At 70.8% G+C, this 15,011-nt stretch carries 12 protein-coding genes, 1 tRNA gene and 3 pseudogenes; 8 read left to right on the forward strand and 8 right to left on the reverse strand.

Translation table 11 applies throughout. The features are described 5' to 3' along the window. Positions 1 to 590: pseudogene (locus ACFYOY_RS47600) on the forward strand (hypothetical protein); the annotation flags it as partial. Between the two features lie 137 nt (positions 591 to 727). Here ACFYOY_RS47600 and ACFYOY_RS47605 read toward each other — a convergent pair. The 3 genes from ACFYOY_RS47605 to ACFYOY_RS47615 form a co-directional block, all read right to left on the reverse strand. Further along, complete coding sequence (locus tag ACFYOY_RS47605) at positions 728 to 1,825, reverse strand: 2Fe-2S iron-sulfur cluster-binding protein (RefSeq protein WP_388594272.1); 1,098 nt, start codon at positions 1,823 to 1,825, stop codon at positions 728 to 730. After that, on the reverse strand, positions 1,822 to 3,069 hold the full coding sequence (locus tag ACFYOY_RS47610) for an aromatic ring-hydroxylating dioxygenase subunit alpha (protein ID WP_351904580.1): 1,248 nt from the start codon (positions 3,067 to 3,069) through the stop codon (positions 1,822 to 1,824). The genes ACFYOY_RS47605 and ACFYOY_RS47610 overlap by 4 nt, the downstream gene beginning before the upstream one ends. Positions 3,070 to 3,145: 76 nt before the next feature. Continuing rightward, positions 3,146 to 5,191 (reverse strand): FAD-dependent oxidoreductase, encoded by a 2,046-nt coding sequence (locus tag ACFYOY_RS47615; protein WP_388594275.1) that lies wholly within the window; start codon positions 5,189 to 5,191, stop codon positions 3,146 to 3,148. Between the two features lie 541 nt (positions 5,192 to 5,732). Between ACFYOY_RS47615 and ACFYOY_RS47620 the strand changes: the two are divergent. After that, positions 5,733 to 5,986: pseudogene (locus ACFYOY_RS47620) on the forward strand (AIM24 family protein); the annotation flags it as partial. Positions 5,987 to 6,193: 207 nt separating this feature from the next. Here the strand turns inward: ACFYOY_RS47620 and ACFYOY_RS47625 are convergent. From ACFYOY_RS47625 to ACFYOY_RS47645, 5 genes and pseudogenes are all read right to left on the reverse strand, one after another. After that, entirely contained in the window at positions 6,194 to 6,352 is a 159-nt protein-coding gene (locus ACFYOY_RS47625) for a hypothetical protein (protein WP_351904574.1), read from the reverse strand. Between the two features lie 98 nt (positions 6,353 to 6,450). Then, positions 6,451 to 6,721: pseudogene (locus ACFYOY_RS47630) on the reverse strand (hypothetical protein); the annotation flags it as partial. Positions 6,722 to 6,782: 61 nt separating this feature from the next. Continuing rightward, positions 6,783 to 6,852 (reverse strand) — tRNA-Gly (locus tag ACFYOY_RS47635). Between the two features lie 110 nt (positions 6,853 to 6,962). After that, positions 6,963 to 8,069: a M20 family metallopeptidase gene (locus tag ACFYOY_RS47640; RefSeq protein WP_388594278.1), complete on the reverse strand. Its 1,107-nt coding sequence runs from the start codon at positions 8,067 to 8,069 to the stop codon at positions 6,963 to 6,965. A 32-nt stretch (positions 8,070 to 8,101) separates the two neighbouring features. Further along, the gene (locus ACFYOY_RS47645) at positions 8,102 to 9,139 is read right to left on the reverse strand and encodes a LacI family DNA-binding transcriptional regulator (RefSeq protein ID WP_388594281.1); all 1,038 of its coding nucleotides are present in this window, start codon (positions 9,137 to 9,139) and stop codon (positions 8,102 to 8,104) included. Between the two features lie 155 nt (positions 9,140 to 9,294). On the opposite strand from ACFYOY_RS47645, the gene ACFYOY_RS47650 reads away from it, so the two are divergent. From ACFYOY_RS47650 to ACFYOY_RS47675, 6 genes are read left to right on the forward strand one after another with little or no spacing between them, the layout of a single operon-like run. Then, the gene (locus ACFYOY_RS47650) at positions 9,295 to 10,179 is read left to right on the forward strand and encodes a BtpA/SgcQ family protein (RefSeq protein WP_351904564.1); all 885 of its coding nucleotides are present in this window, start codon (positions 9,295 to 9,297) and stop codon (positions 10,177 to 10,179) included. Then, positions 10,176 to 11,114: a carbohydrate kinase family protein gene (locus ACFYOY_RS47655; protein ID WP_351904561.1), complete on the forward strand. Its 939-nt coding sequence runs from the start codon at positions 10,176 to 10,178 to the stop codon at positions 11,112 to 11,114. Before ACFYOY_RS47650 ends, ACFYOY_RS47655 begins: the two co-directional genes overlap by 4 nt. A 14-nt stretch (positions 11,115 to 11,128) precedes the next feature. Beyond that, entirely contained in the window at positions 11,129 to 12,139 is a 1,011-nt protein-coding gene (locus ACFYOY_RS47660; RefSeq protein ID WP_351904558.1) for a substrate-binding domain-containing protein, read from the forward strand. Beyond that, complete coding sequence (locus tag ACFYOY_RS47665) at positions 12,139 to 12,906, forward strand: ATP-binding cassette domain-containing protein (protein ID WP_351904555.1); 768 nt, start codon at positions 12,139 to 12,141, stop codon at positions 12,904 to 12,906. Before ACFYOY_RS47660 ends, ACFYOY_RS47665 begins: the two co-directional genes overlap by 1 nt. Position 12,907: 1 nt before the next feature. Continuing rightward, a complete protein-coding gene (locus ACFYOY_RS47670) occupies positions 12,908 to 13,927 on the forward strand; it encodes an ABC transporter permease (RefSeq protein WP_351904552.1) in 1,020 nt (339 codons plus the stop codon). Continuing rightward, on the forward strand, positions 13,924 to 14,979 hold the full coding sequence (locus ACFYOY_RS47675; RefSeq protein ID WP_388594286.1) for a phosphotriesterase: 1,056 nt from the start codon (positions 13,924 to 13,926) through the stop codon (positions 14,977 to 14,979). The genes ACFYOY_RS47670 and ACFYOY_RS47675 overlap by 4 nt, the downstream gene beginning before the upstream one ends. Positions 14,980 to 15,011 lie beyond the last annotated feature (32 nt).

Raw genomic sequence — 15,011 nt, forward strand, 5'->3', positions numbered from 1 at the left:
CTCCCTATGCGCCGCATCTGGCCCTGCTGGCATGGGTGTGGCACCGGACCGTGCCCGCGCCGAGGGCCACCGGCGGGGCGCGGGTGCGGCGGCGGTGGCGCCCCACCCGCCCGCATATCCCACCAGCCCTCCGCACGCTCTTTCTGGCCGCGGGGCTGGGCGGGTTTCTCGCCTGGGCCGTCGTCGGCATCTACCTCGCCCTCCTGCCGACGCTGCTCGGCCAGACCCTGCACGGCGACCATCCGGCCCTGACCGGCGGAGTGCTGGGAAGCGTCCTGGTCCGGTCCGTGCCGGCCCTGCTCGCCGGCGCGCGCCGCACCCCCTACGCCGCCCAGCGGCTCGGCCTCGCCGGGCTCGCCGGGCTCGCCGGGAGTCTGCTACTCCCCGCGTCCACCGGGGCCTCCTCACTGCCCGCCACGCTCGGCTCCACGGTCCTCGCCGGTATCGGGCACGGGCTCGCCTACAGCGGCGCGCCGCGCGAGCGGTCGACGCACGGACACCGGCCGGGCAGCGCGCCGGGATCGGGGCCGCCCCGTACCTGCTCTTCTACTGGGGGTCCGGGGCGCCCGCGGTCCCCGTCGGGCTGCTGACCACCTGGATACCGCTCACCGCGGCGGTGACCGGCCTCACCTGGGCCGGAGTCGCCCTGACCGCGCCCGCCCTGGCAGCCACCTGCCGACTCACCTCCCCCGCGCGGCGTCGCACAGGGACGCATCCTCCGGCCACGTCAGGCGTCGATCACCAGGTCCTCCAGCGGCGTTGAGCAGCACAGGAGGATCTTGTTCCGAGCTGCGTCCCCGGGGCGGAGGCCGCCGTTGTGCCGCATGTCGACGGACCCTTTCTCCAGGGTGGACACACACGAACCGCACAGGCCCTGTCCGCAGGAGGAGGGGAGCGTGATCCCCACTCGGGCCGCGGCTTCCAGCACGGAGGTACCGGCGTCACACGCGATCGTGCGCCCGCTGCGGGAGAGTTGGACCGCGAACGTCGTGGCCCCACCCGCATCCGCCGCTGTACCCATCGGGGCAAGGCCCGGTGCCTCGAAGCTCTCCTTGTGGCAGCGGTCCTCCGGGAGCCCCGCCGCGGCCAGCATCCGGTGGACCGCTCGCATGTACCCCGGCGGTCCGCAGGTGAACACCTCGCGTCGGAGCAGGTCGGGGGCGATCTGCCGCAGGATGTCGAGGGTGAGACGTCCCCGGTGTCCGTCCCACCGCTCCGTTGCCCCATCGTTCTCGCAGACATGGGTGACCCGGATGTTCGGCGCGGTCGCCGCCATCAGCTCCAGTTCCTGCCGGAAGGGGATGTCGTCGGGGGTGCGGGCGCTGTGCACGAACACCGCGTCCGCCGGGGACGCCAGGTAGTACAGGGTTCTGGTCATGGACATCAGGGGCGTGATCCCGCTGCCGCCGGACAGGAAGAGATACGCGGACGCCGGGTGCCGCGCCATCGAGAACCCGCCGAGCGGGCCCCGGGCGCGCACCACGTCGCCCGGAGACAGATGGTCGTGCAGCCAGTTCGAGACCCGGCCACCGGGCACGCGTTTGACGGTGATCGCGGCGAGGTGCGGACGCGAGGGCGGAGAGGAGAGCGTGTAGCAGCGGTCGATCTCCTGGCCGTCGATCTCGAAGGTGAACGTGAGGTACTGGCCCGGGTTGTGCCGGAAGAGGCCGGGCTCAGCCGATTCGAAGGCGAAGGTCTTCGTATCGCGGGTGGCGTCGTGGACGTGTCTGCAGACCAGCACGTGGTCCGCCGCACCGTCCCCTTCGCCGCGAGCGGTCAGCGGCCGGGAGGAGTCCGGGCCCGGGAGGGTGAGCGTGTCGGTCATCGCCGCAACTCCTCGCGGAGTCGGGCGATGTACCAGTTACAGAATGCCTCGACCTGGTACTCCGTCGGGGCGTACGGGCCCGGCTCGTAGGCCGGGCTGGAGACACCCAGCTGAGCGCGGGCGACGAGGCGCGCGTCCTGCGTGTTCGTCGCCGTCCAGACTTTGAGGAGGGTGTCCCGGTCGTAGTCGACCCCCTCCTCGGCCTCCGGGTGCACGAGCCATGTGGTGCGCAGCAAGGTCTTGTCCGGGGCGACGGGCAGGGCGCTGAAGGTGATCGCGTGGTCGCCGAGGACGTGGAACCAGGAGTTGGGTTGCATGTGCAGGGAGAGGTGCCCCAGGCGTGGCGTGGGCAGGTCGCCCAGCAGGCGGCGGCAGGCGGCCGTGCCGTTCGGGGTGAAGGATTCGCCGGCCAGGTCGAGCGCGTCGCGCTGGATGCGGAAGCCGGTGGTGCGCTGGTCCAGTTCCTCGATGAGCGCGTACGGCAGGCGGAGCCGCTCGCACGTCTCGCGCAGCTCGGCGTCGGTCCGCAGATAGCGTTCGTGCGCCGGACGCAGCTGGGCGGGAACGTTGTCCTCGGTGTAGCCGTAGGTGGGGAAGAAGGTGCGCAGCAGCTCGGGGTGGCCGTCGCAGTGGTAGCACTCCCGGTTGTTCTCCATCACGAGTTTCCAGTTGCCGTCTTCGACGAGGTCGGTGCGGGCCGCCACCTTCGCCCGACGCAGGCCGTGCGGCAGAAGGTATGGCTCCACCAGGGCGGTCACCTCGCCGAAGTCGGCCGGGGGGTCGTCGGCGAGGCAGACGAACACGAACCCCCCGACGCTGCGCACGTGCACCGCTTTGAGGCCGAAACACCCGCGGTCGAAGTCCCCCGGCTGGGAGGGGGCGTACCGGAGTCCGCCGTCCGTTCCATACGTCCACTTGTGGTATCCGCAGACCAGGTTGCCGACCGACCCGCGCTCTGCCTCCAGGATGCGGGCGCCACGGTGCCGGCACACATTGTGGAACGCGCGCAGGTTGTCCTCGTCGTCGCGCATGACGAGGACCGAGTACGGCCCGATCTCCACCCTGGTGTAGTCGCCCGGCCCGGGTAGCTCGGCGTCCACGGCCACGAAGAGCCATTGGCGCGTGAAGATCGCCGCGATGTCGAGGTCGAAGAACTCCCGGTCGGTGTAGAAGGGCCCTTCCAGGCTATGGCCGACGGCCCGTCGCGCCACCGCGTCCTGGATCCGGGATTTCTCCCGGGACATGGTGCTTCCCACTGATGTCACGCTGCTCGGTGATGTCACGCTGCTCTCCTCTCCATGGGGTGGTGCGGCGGCTGGGTCACATCGGCAGGCACAGGCGCAGTGCGTCGAGCACCGCGGCGTGGATGTTGCGGCTGGTGATGGCGTCCCCGATACGGAACAGCTGAAAGTGCCCCTGGGGGTTGGCGACTTCCCGCTGCGGTTCACCGGCAAGCAGGGCGGGGTGATTCACGCGGCCGAGGTTGCTCGACGCGGGGAGCAGGTCCCAGTAGAGGTCCGCGAGGGGCAGCGTCCCGTGCTCCACCACCACGTGGTCCACGACCCGCTCCGCCTCGGTGTCCGCGTACGCACTGCGCAGGGTCGCCGTAAGTCGCCCGTCGGTCGTGCGGTGTACGGACAGCAGATGGTGGGCCAGTGTGGTGCTCACCGCGTGTTCGGCGAAGACCCGCAGATAGGCGGGCGAGTTCATGCTGCCGACGTCGGGTGCCAGTGTGCGTTCCGGCGTCACGTACTCGATGTGGAGGCCCTTGCGGGCCATCAGCTCGGTGGCGTCCAGGCCCGGATAAGCGCCGTTGTCGTCGTAGACCAGCACGTGTCCGCGGGGACGCAGGGATCCACCCAGGACGTCCCACGTATCGGACACGAGGTCGGCTCCCTCGGTGAGGAAGGAGACGTTGGGCAGTCCGCCGGTGGCGATGAGCACGATGTCGGGACGTTCCGCGAGAACGTCCGCCGCCTCGGCCAGCACCCCGAGCCGCAGGTCGACGCCGAGCACCTTGCACTCGTCGACGCGCCAGTCCACGATGCCGAGGAGATCCCGCCTGCGGGTGTTGGAGGCGGCGATGCGTATCTGCCCGCCCGGGAGGTCACCGGCCTCGAACACGACGACCTCGTGGCCGCGTTCACCCAGGACCCGGGCCGCTTCCAGTCCCGCGGGCCCGGCGCCCACGATCACGGCCTTCTTCCGTTCGGCCGCGGGGGCGATGGTGTGCGGCAGCCGCAACTCCCGCCCGGTGGCGGCGTTGTGGATGCACTTGGTGTCCCCGGAGTCATAGATCGCGTCGAGGCAGTAACTCGCCCCCACGCACGGCCGGATGCGGTCCTCGTCCCCGGCGGCGACCTTGGCCACGAGATGAGGATCGGCGATGTGGGCCCGGGTCATGCCGACCAGGTCCAGGAGGCCCTCCCGTACCGCGTACCGCGCGGTGGCGACGTCGGCGATGCGAGCGGCGTGCATCACCGGCACATCGATCCTTCGCTTGATCTCGGCGGTGAAGTCGAGGAACGGTGCGGAGGGGGTGCCCATGGACGGGATCGCCTTCGCCAGGGTGGCGTCGCTCTCGATCGAGCCCCGGATGGTGCTGAGGAAGTCGATACCGTCCTCGATGTACGCCCGGACCGCGGTCAGCGCCTCGTCGAGGACCAGTCCGCCGGGCCGGTCCTCGTCCATCATCATGCGGATGCCGACGATGAATTCGGGCCCGACCACGGACCGGATCGCGCGGATCACCCGGCGCGGGAACGCCATGCGATGCGCGAGGCTCCCGCCGAACGCGTCGTCCCGGTGGTTCGTCGTCGGGGACAGAAAACTGTCCAGGAAGTGTCCGTACGACTGGATCTCGATCCCGTCGAGACCCCCGGCCTCACAGCGGGCGGCCGCGTCCGCGTAGTCCTGCACCACGCGGTCCAGGTCCCACGGCTCGGCCTCTTTGGGAAACGCCCGGTGAGCGGGCTCCCGCACCGGCGACGCGGAAAGAACCGGCAACCAGTCACCCGTGTAGTTGCTGGTGCGCCGCCCCAGGTGGGTGACCTGGCACATGACGGCCGCCCCGGCGGCGTGCACATCGTCGGACAGCCGGCGGAACCACGGCACCACCTCGTCGCGGTAGAGCAGCAGATTGCCGAAGGACGGCGGACTGTCGGGTGACACGACCGCCGACCCACCGATCATCGTCAGCCCGACACCGCCCCGCGCCTTCTCCAGGTGGTACATCCGATACCGGTCCCGGGGCAGCCCCTCTTCCCCGAACGCCGGTTCATGCGAGGTGCTGACCACCCTGTTGCGCAGGGTGAGGCTCTTGAGCGTGAAGGGCTGGAGCAAGGGATCTATCACTCGCGCATGCATGGCGCTCCTCGTGAACCGGCCAGGTGGCCCGGGGACCTCATCCTGTCTCCCGCGCCGTCATGTCAGCCGCGGTACTACGCCGCAGCCGTTACCCCGGAAAGGGAGCCGAATCGACGGCCACCCCTCGGGCGAAACCATTCGGATGGATGCATTCAGAAACGAACACAGCGACCAGGACGTTGCGTATCCCCTGGGCAGTACAGCCCCAGCATGGAGGCGATGCCCGTCCGGGACAATCAAGCGATGCCCGAGGGAATCGTGCGAATCTCCTGCAAGGTCGACAGGTGCCGCGCCACTTCCGCCGACGGCCGAAACCTGCTAGCGCGAACAGCTCGTACCGCACTCGCTCTCCCATGCAAACCATCGACCACACGCGGGGCTCGCCTACGAGCACATCCGCCACTTCGTACAGACCCAGCTCGCCCTCTGGTAGCAGTTGCGCCGGGCGGGACGGCGGGTGACCCCGGGACGAAATGGCCAAGCCGTCCCCTGCGGCGTCGTTGTGGAGCAATCATCCGGCACGGGATCATGCGCATGCAGAGTGACCTCTGCGGCCCCCATCGTCATACCTGTCTCCCCGCAGGCCCCCGTCTTCGTGGACACCGACGCCGTCGTCGGTTGGACCACGGCGCTGAAGTCCACCCTGAACCGTTCCCAGAGCATCGGCCCGTCCCTGCGCGGCGGTTCCGGCGAAGCCCTCCAGCTCGAGCTGGGGGCGAGGGATTCGTGATCGTACGGCCCAGCGAGACGAAGTCGACGCGACGGCGCTCCCGACACCGCCGGGCGTGGCCGTGAGTGCGAAGGGCGGGAGCCCGTCACCGCCGGTGAGTCCGGGGCCGGTCTTTCGCTCCAATGACTCCAATGACGGTGCGCGGTACGCGAAGTGCATGCCTGCGCACCGCCTGGCCGCCTTGGGAGGCGGAGCGGGATCGGGCCGACTGGCCACACGCGCGCGGTGTTCCGGGTGCCGGGTGCTCCACTGGCGCGACGAGATCGCCCAGCTCAAGGCCGACGTCGAGGCAGCGCCTCGGAGACCGGCAGCCGTCCCAGGTGGCGCCCCAGCAGCTCGAGTTCCGGCTCACGGCACTGGACCAGGTCCGCGTGGCGGCGGAAGGCGTTGACGTCGAAGTTCTTGCGGCGCTGCTCCAGGGCGATGCTCAAGTTGGCGGGGCCGACCGACCTTCTCGATGGTGTGGAAGGCCAGGCCCACGCCGTTGAGGAAGCGGCCGGCCATGGGGCACCGGCTCGGTATTCGGCGGTCAGGTCGGCGGAGTGGCCGTCCCTGAATTGTCACACCGCGGGTGCCGGTACATCATCCATGCAGATGGGTGCTTGATCATTAATCTTCGGCTCCGGCTGAGCTCGCCCAGGCGCACGCCGCCGTCCGTGTCGAAGGCCGGGGCCGCGGACCGTCCGTTGTCGGGCGGCACCGAGCGGGAATCGCCGAAGACGCCGAGGTGCTCGCGGAGCGAGAAGTCCGCACCGACCTCGGTGATGATGAGGGTCGGTGCCGCTGGCCTTGTCCTTGTCGAGCGTGTGTGCCATGAAACCGCGCGAGCCCACCCCGTAAGCGGGGTGGGCTCGTCTTCTGAGCGCTGGGCAGGCCTTGCACCCGCATCTCCCCGCAGGAAGCGGGGCGTCTTTCCTTGGACCACCAACGCACGACCGACTGCCCGGAGTTCGGGCGACCGTGACAAGATCCAGTATAGCGCACGGCACCTGTCGAGGCGGTCTGCGGATTCGAGCCCGGGACGGCACCGCGCTCGTCGGACTACAGGCGCCGCAGCAGCCGGTGCATCGCCTCCGCGGACTCGGTCATGGCGGCAAGCGAGCAGAATTCATCGGTGACATGGGCCTGATCCGGGTCGCCCGGACCGTACACCACCACCGCCGGATCGCCGAGCCGGTCGGTCAGCACCGAGGCGTCGGTGAAGTAGGTCGCGTACTCGGCCGGGCGGGCCGAGGAGCCGGGGGCCAGGATTTCCCGCGCGGCGGCGGCAGCCGACGGATCGGTGGCGACGCCGGGCAGGTCCAGCAGCTGTTCGAGGCCGATGCCGTCGCCGCACAGCCGGGCGATCTCCGCGATCGCCTCGTCCCGTCCGAAGCCGGGAACGGTGCGCACGTCCAGCCGCATCTCGGCGCGGTCCGGCACCAGGTTGGGCTGCTCGCCCGCGTGGAACGTGCCGATGTTGACCGTGGCCGGGCCGTGGGTCGGGCTCACCGGCCAGTCACGGTGCCCGTGGATCCTGCTCGCCGCGGCGGCGAGCGCGGCGATCGCGTTGCGGCCCAGCTCCGGGCGGGAACCGTGCGCGGAGACCCCACGGGCCGTCGCGGCGAGCCACAGCACGCCCTTGTGGCCGAGGACGGTCCGGTTGCCGGTCGGCTCGCCCACGATGAGCAGGTCGGTGGGGGTGAGCGACGCCGCGTCGATCTCCTCGGCCCCATGGCAGCCGGTCTCCTCGCCGAAGGTGAAGATCAGCTGTACGGCCGTGTCCCGCGGGCTTTCCCGGGCGGCCCGTATCGCCGCCTCGACCTGGCAGGCCACGCCGGCTTTCATATCGCTGCTGCCGCGGCCGAGCAGCCGACCGTCGCGCAGCTCCCCGCTCATCGGGTCGAACGACCAGCCCGACGGATCGGCGGGCACGGTGTCCAGGTGTCCGGTGAAGGTGACCGGCACCCGTGGTACCGCGGGCCCGAACCGGGCGACGACGTTGGCCCGGCCGGATATCGGCTCCTCGACCCGGACGTCGAACCCCGCGCCGTCCAGCCGGTCCGCCACCAGTGCGGCGGCCGGTGCCTCCCGGCCGCCCCGGGTGTCGATCCGCACCAGCCGCCGCGCGAGGTCCGTCGCACCGCGCCATGTGTCCGCGTCGTCCATCGGGGTCCTCCTGGAGTTGTGGTGAGTCGCCGTCATATACGGTCCGGGGACGCCTGCGTGGCCCGGGTGCTGTCGCGCACCACCAGGGTCGGCACAAGTGAGATATGCGCGTGCGGGCCGCGCTCGGCGTCCTTGGCCAGGCTCGCCGCGGCCAGCAGCCGTACCGCCTCCGCGGCGATCCGGTCACGGGGCTGATGGACCGTGGTCAGGGCCGGCTCGGTCAGCCGGGAGAACTCGATGTCGTCGTAGCCGGTCACCTGCACCTGCTGGGGCACCGCGACACCGTGGGCCCGGCAGGCGCGGGTGACCCCGAGCGCGATCAGGTCATCGGCGCATACGAGCGCGTCCGGAAGGCCGCCCTCCGCGATCAGCCGGGCCACGGCGGCCTCGCCCCACTCCACGCTGTAGTCCCCGAGCAGCACCTGGTCCGGCTTCACCTCGATGTTCAGCTCCTCGGCGCGCCGCCGGAACCCGGCGAACCGCTGCTCCGTGGAGGAGTGGGTCATCAGCGAGCCGATGAAGGCCGCCGACCGCGCCCCGCCGTCGTGGAGGTGGTCCATGACCTGCCGCATCGCGGCGACGTCGTCGACGCCCACCCAGTCGGTGGTGGTGCCGTCGACGAATCGGTCGAGCTGGACGAGCGGCAGCCGGTCCGCGGTCTGCTGCACGGCGGGCCGGCTGTCGACGCCGTGGCTCGGGCTGACGATGATGCCGTCGACGTTGCGCGCGGCGAGCGAGGCCAGCCGGCGCGCCTCGATCCGCGGGTCGGAGCGCGCGTCGCACAGGAACAGCTCCTTGCCGTCCTTCCCGAGGGCGTGTTCCACGCTCTCCACCAGCGAGGTGAAGAACGGGTTGGTGATGCTGGGCACGACCATCCCCACGGTGTCGGTACGACTGTTGCGCAGTGCCCTGGCGATGACATTGACCTGGTAGCCCAGGTCGTCGGCGGCGCGGCGGACCTTGCGTTCGACCGCGGCCGAGACCTGGCCCCGGCGGGAGAGCACCCGCGACACGGTGGCGGTGGAGACACCGGCACGCTCGGCGACCTGAGCGATCGTGACCCGTTGCAATCGATTACCTTCCTGCCGGGAAACATGGCGGTCACATGGCTCCAACACCGATGTGACCTGACGCGTTGAATCAGCATAGAGCCTTGACACGGCACCTGACCCCTGCCTACGGTCCTCCGCAACTCGACTGTAATCGATTGCATTGAGGTGGCGCGATGACGACATCCGGGAGCACGAGCGGCCTTGGGGTGTTCCCGCCCCGGCCGAACGCGATCAAGGAGCTGTTCGGCACCCCGAAGGTCGTCATCGGCGTGGTGCACCTGCCGCCGCTGCCCGGCAGCCCGCATTACGAGGGCGCCCCGCTGGACGAGATCTGCGCCTTCGCGGTCGAGGAGGCGCGGGCCTATCTGGAGGGCGGCTGCCACGGGCTGATCGTGGAGAACCACTGGGACATCCCGTTCCTCAAACCGGGCGAACACGGTTATGAGACATCGGCGGCGATGGCCGTGGTGACCGACCGGGTGCGGCACGCCGTGCTGGAGGGGGCCGGCGGCAGGCTCGGGGTCAGCGTGCTGTCCAACGCCGCCGAGTGCTCCATCGCCTCCGCCTGGTCCGGCGGCGGCGGATTCGTACGGGTCAACCAGTGGGCCAATGCCTATGTCGCCAACGAGGGCATCATCGAGGGCCAGTCGGCACACGCCAGCCGCTATCGCAGCCGGATCGGCGCCGGCCCGGTCAAGGTCTTCGCCGACGTGCACGTCAAGCACGGCTCGCACGCCATCGTCGCCGACCGCACACTGGCCGAACAGACCGAGGACGCCGAGTTCTTCGGCGCCGATGTGCTGATCGCCACCGGCTCCCGGACCGGGGACGCCGCCTCACTGGAGGAGGTCGAGGGCATCTCCGCCCACACCACCCTGCCGGTGGTGATCGGCTCCGGTATTACCGCGGGCAACATCGGCGGCCTGCTGCCCGCCTGCGACGGGGTGATCGTCGCGTCCTCAGTGAAGGACAACGGCCGCTGGTGGGGCCGGGTCGACCGGGCCAAGGTCCGCGAGCTGACCACCGCGGCGGCCAAGGCCGGAGTGGTGCTCCCGTGATCGTCTTCTGCGGGTACGCCAACATCGACCTGACCGTCGGTGTGCCGGCGCTGCCCGCTCCCGGTGACCGCGTGCAGGCGACCGCCATCCGCCACGGCCACGGCGGGATGGCCGCCAACGCCTCGGCGGCCGCGGCCCGGACGGGGGCCGACGCGTGGTTCGCCGGCGTGGTCGGACCGGAGCCGCGGAGCACGGCGTTCCTCGCCGCACTCGCCGCCGACGGGGTCCGCACCGACTGGACCGCCCGCACCGGCACCCTCACCACCGCCGTCGTGCTGCTCACCCCGGACGGCGAACGCGCCGTCATCAGCCAGGACGACGAGCTGGACGCCCAGCACATCACCCGTACGGTACGGGCCGCGCGCGAGGCCGGGGCCAACTGGCTCTACCTCGACGGCTACCGCTTCCCCGAGGCCGCCGCCGCGCTGGCCGAGGCCGCCGCCGACGCCCCGCCCGGGACGCCAGGACCGGGCCTGGTGGTGGACCTCGACGGCTGCGACCGGGCGGAGGCGATGCGCACCGCGCTGTCCGCGGCCGATCACGCCGTCGTCGGCCGGCCGCTGGCCGTCGCGCTACTGGGCGGAGAACCGGCCCTGGTCCGGGCCGCCGCCGACCATGACGTCCATCTGGTCGTGACCGACGGTTCGCGCGGCTGGACCCTGCTGACCCCGGCCGGTGAACGCCACGACGGTCCGGCGATCGACGTGGATACGGTCGACGCCACCGGGGCCGGAGACTGCTTCACCGGCGCATACTGTGCCGAACTGGACCGGGGCCGGTCCCCGCTGGAGGCGGCGCGCTTCGCCGCCGTCGCGGCCGGCCTGTCCTGTACCCGCCCCGGCGCCCGTGACGGGCTGCCCGACCGGCGGGCCGTCGAATCCTGGCTCGCGGCCCACCCCACTCCCGAAACCCCGGAGCCGACCCGCACCCCGTAGGACAAGGAGAGCAGATGCGCCAGAAAGTGACGGCCGTGGTCGCGCTGGGCCTGCTGCTGACGACCGTCGGCTGCGACACCCAGGCCCGCCGCGAGATGGCGGCCGAGAAGAAGACCACCGAGCAGGGCCCGCCGCCGCCCGCGGAGGTCGCCCGCTCCTGTACCGTCCGCGGCCACGTTCCGAAGATCGGTATCGTGCCCATCAACCTCCAGGCGCTGTTCTTCAACCAGATCAACACCGGCGCCCGGACCGTGGCCCGCAAGGCCGGGGTCAAAACCCAGATCGTCAACGGCAACGACGACTCCGCCACCCAGGCCAACGCCATCGACGACCTGGTGGCCAACCACTACGACGCCATCATCGTGGACGCGGTCGACACCGAGGGCATCAAGCCCGCCATCCGCCGGGCCAAGGCGGCGGGCGTGCCGGTCGTCGCCGTGGACGCCACCGTCGACGACCCCGCGGTCTCCGTCCAGGTCGGCGTCGGCAACACGGAAGGCGGCCGGCGGATCGGCGAGGCCCTGCTGAAGACGGCCGGCAACCGCGGTGGGATCGGCGTCGTCGGCGCGCTCAACAGCACCATCCAGAACGAGCGGCAGAAAGGATTCACCGACACCGTCACCGCCAAGGGCATGAAGATCCAGAACGTGGTCGACGGCCGCAACATCCAGGAGAACGCCCAGACCGCCGCCGAGAACCTGCTCACCCGCGACCCCGGTCTGAAGTACGCCTACGCCACCGGCGAGCCCGCGCTGATCGGCCTGGCCGCCGCCGTGGTCAGCCAGCACCGCACCAAGGACCTCAAGGTCGTCGGATGGGACCTGTCCAGCCAGGCCGTCGACGGGCTGCGGGCCGGCTGGATCACCGGTGTGCTGCAACAGAACACCTTTCGGTTCGGCTACGAGGCCATGAATTCCGCGATCGACCTCGCCTGCGGCCGCACCACCCGCCGACAAGTGCCCGTTCCCACCCAGCTGGTGACCCCGGACAACGTCAAGAACTACCTCTACTACCTGGAGAAGTGATGGGCGAGAGCGCACTGGTCTCCCTGCGAGGTATCACCAAATCGTTCGGCGCCGTCCGCTCGCTGCGCGGCGTCGACCTGACCCTGGCCCCGGGCGAGGTGCTCGGCCTGGTCGGCGACAACGGCGCCGGGAAGTCGACCCTGATGAAGGTCCTGGCCGGTGCGGTCCAGCACGACGGCGGGCAGATCTCCATCGACGGCCGCGACGTCCGCTTCACCAGCCCCGCCGACGCCCGCCGCGAGCGGGTCGGCATCGTCTACCAGGACCTCGCCCTGTGCGACACCCTCGATGTGGCCAGCAATCTGTTCCTCGGCCGTGAACCGCGCAGAGGCCCCTTCATCGACCGCGCCACGATGCACGCCCGAGCGGCGGAAACCCTCTCCGAACTGCACGTCCGGGTGAAATCCACCTACCAGGAGATCGGCGAGCTGTCCGGAGGGCAGCGGCAGGCCGTGGCGATCGCCCGTGCGGTGTCGTTCCGCCCGCGCGTGCTGATCCTGGACGAACCCACCGCCGCCCTCGCCGTCGCCGAGGTCCGGCAGGTGCTGAAGATGATCCGCGACGTCGCCGCCCAGGGCGTCGGCGTCATCCTGATCACCCACCGGCTACAGGACCTGTTCGAGGTCTGCGACCGGATCACCGTGATGTACGAGGGACGCAGCGTCGAGGACGCCCCGATCGCCGATCTCGACATCGAACGGCTGGTCGCCATGATCACCCGATCCGTCGCCACGAACGGCGGGCCCGGCACCGAGGAGGTGGCCTGATATGAGCGCCGACACCGCGATGCGCACCACCGCCGTACTGGGCCGGCCTCCGGGCCGCTGGCAGCGCGCCAACAAGGCCACCCTGGCCATGCTCGGCGTGGGCGTCGCGCTCTTCCTCGGCTTCGGCATCGCCGCCCCCAATTTCCTGACCTTCACCAACCTGGCCAATCTGGCCACCCAGGTGGCGATCACCCTGATCGTGGCGGTCGCCATGACCTTCGTGATCAGCACCGGGCAGATCGACCTGTCCGTGGGATCGATCCTGGCGTTCACCGCCACCTGCACCGCCGAGATGCTCCAGGCCGGCTGGGACTCCTCCGTGGTGATCGTCGTGGCGCTGCTCGCCGGGCTCTTCTGGGGCGCTGTCAACGGATGGCTGTCGGCCTTTCAGAAGATCCCCCCGTTCATCGTCACCCTCGCCACCATGTCGGTCGTCCGCGGCCTGGCACAGCTGTGGACCCGGGGGTTCTCCGTCCCCATCGACGCCCGGCTCTTCGTCGCCAAGCTCGGCGACGCCTCCTTCCTCGGGCTGTCCGCGCTGGCCTGGATCGCCCTGGCCACGGTCGCCGTCGGAGCGGTCCTGCTGTCGAAGCTGCCGTTCGGCTCCTACGTCAACGGCATCGGCGCCCAGGAGGAGTCCGTGCGACGGGCCGGGGTGAACACTGCCCGGGTCAAGATGATCACCCTGATGATGACCGGGGTGGCCGCCGGTATCGCCGGGCTGCTCACCGCGGCCAGGCTCGGCTCCGGCTCCGCCAACTCCGGACAGGGCTTCGAACTCACGGTGATCGCCGCGGTCGTGCTCGGTGGCACCAATCTGTTCGGCGGCCGGGGCACCGTGCTCGGCACCGTCATCGGCGCCCTCATCACCGGAGTCATCGCCAACGGCCTCAACCTGCTCGGCGTGAGCCCGTTCCTCACCCCCATCGTCACCGGACTGGTGCTGCTCGCCGCGATCTGGCTCAACCTGCGCGGCCGGGCGATGGCCGACCTGTTCGCCCATCTGACGGGTCGCTCATGAGCGGCCCCGCACCCCGCACCGTGACCACGGTGACCGGGCCCGTGCCCAGCACCGGGCTCGGCCTCACCCTCACCCATGAGCATCTGCGCAACGACGTCCGCAAGGCCGTCACCACCCCGGCCGACCCCCGGCTCGGTCATCTGCGCGACGCCCGCACCACACCCGAACTGGCCTGGCTGCTGCGCGAGCAGCCCTACGCCTGCCTCGACCACTGTGTGCTCGACGACACCGAAGGAATGCTGGCCGACCTGCGCGCGTTCGCCGCCGGCGGGGGCGGCACGATCGTCGACGTCACCCCGGGCGGACTGGGCCGCGACCCGGCAGCGCTGCGCGCGTTCTCCGAGGACAGCGGCGTACGTGTGGTCATGGGCAGCGGCTGGTACCTGGAGCCCTACCATCCCCGGCCACTGTCGCCGGCGGACGAGCGCGGCCTCGCCGCCGCATTGCTGGCCGAGTTCACCGAGGGAGCCGACGGCACCGGGATCCGGCCGGGCGTCATCGGCGAGATCGGGGTCTCCCCGCGGTTCACCGAGGTCGAGCACACCGCGCTGCGCGCCGCCGCGCGCACCCAGCGCGAGACCGGTGTCCCGCTCTACATCCATCTGCCCGGCTGGCAGCGCCGCGCCCACGAGGTCCTCGACCTGGTACTGGGAGAGTACCGGGTGGCACCAGCCGCCGTGGTGCTCTGTCATATGGACCCCTCGCACGCCGACCCGGACTATCAGCGGTCGGTGGCCGACCGCGGCGTCTGGCTCGAATTCGACATGATCGGCATGCCGTTCCACTACCCCGGCGAGGGGCAGTCCCCGGCACCCCACGAAACCGCGCACGCGATCGCCGGGCTCATCGCCCGCGGACACGGCGACCGGCTGCTGCTCAGCCACGACGTGTTCCTCAAGAGCATGCTCACCGCCTACGGCGGCAACGGCTTCCGCTATGTGCCGGAGCTGTTCCTCTCCCGGCTCGTCGAGCACGGCGTACCCCGGCGGACCGCCGCGGGCCTGCTGCACACCAACCCGGCCCGGCTGTTCGAGCACGCCGCCGCGTCCTGACGTCCTGACCTCCGTCCCGGCGTTTCGCCCCA

This window comes from Streptomyces sp. NPDC007875, assembly GCF_042868035.1.
GTDB classification, from domain to species: domain Bacteria; phylum Actinomycetota; class Actinomycetes; order Streptomycetales; family Streptomycetaceae; genus Streptomyces; species Streptomyces antimycoticus.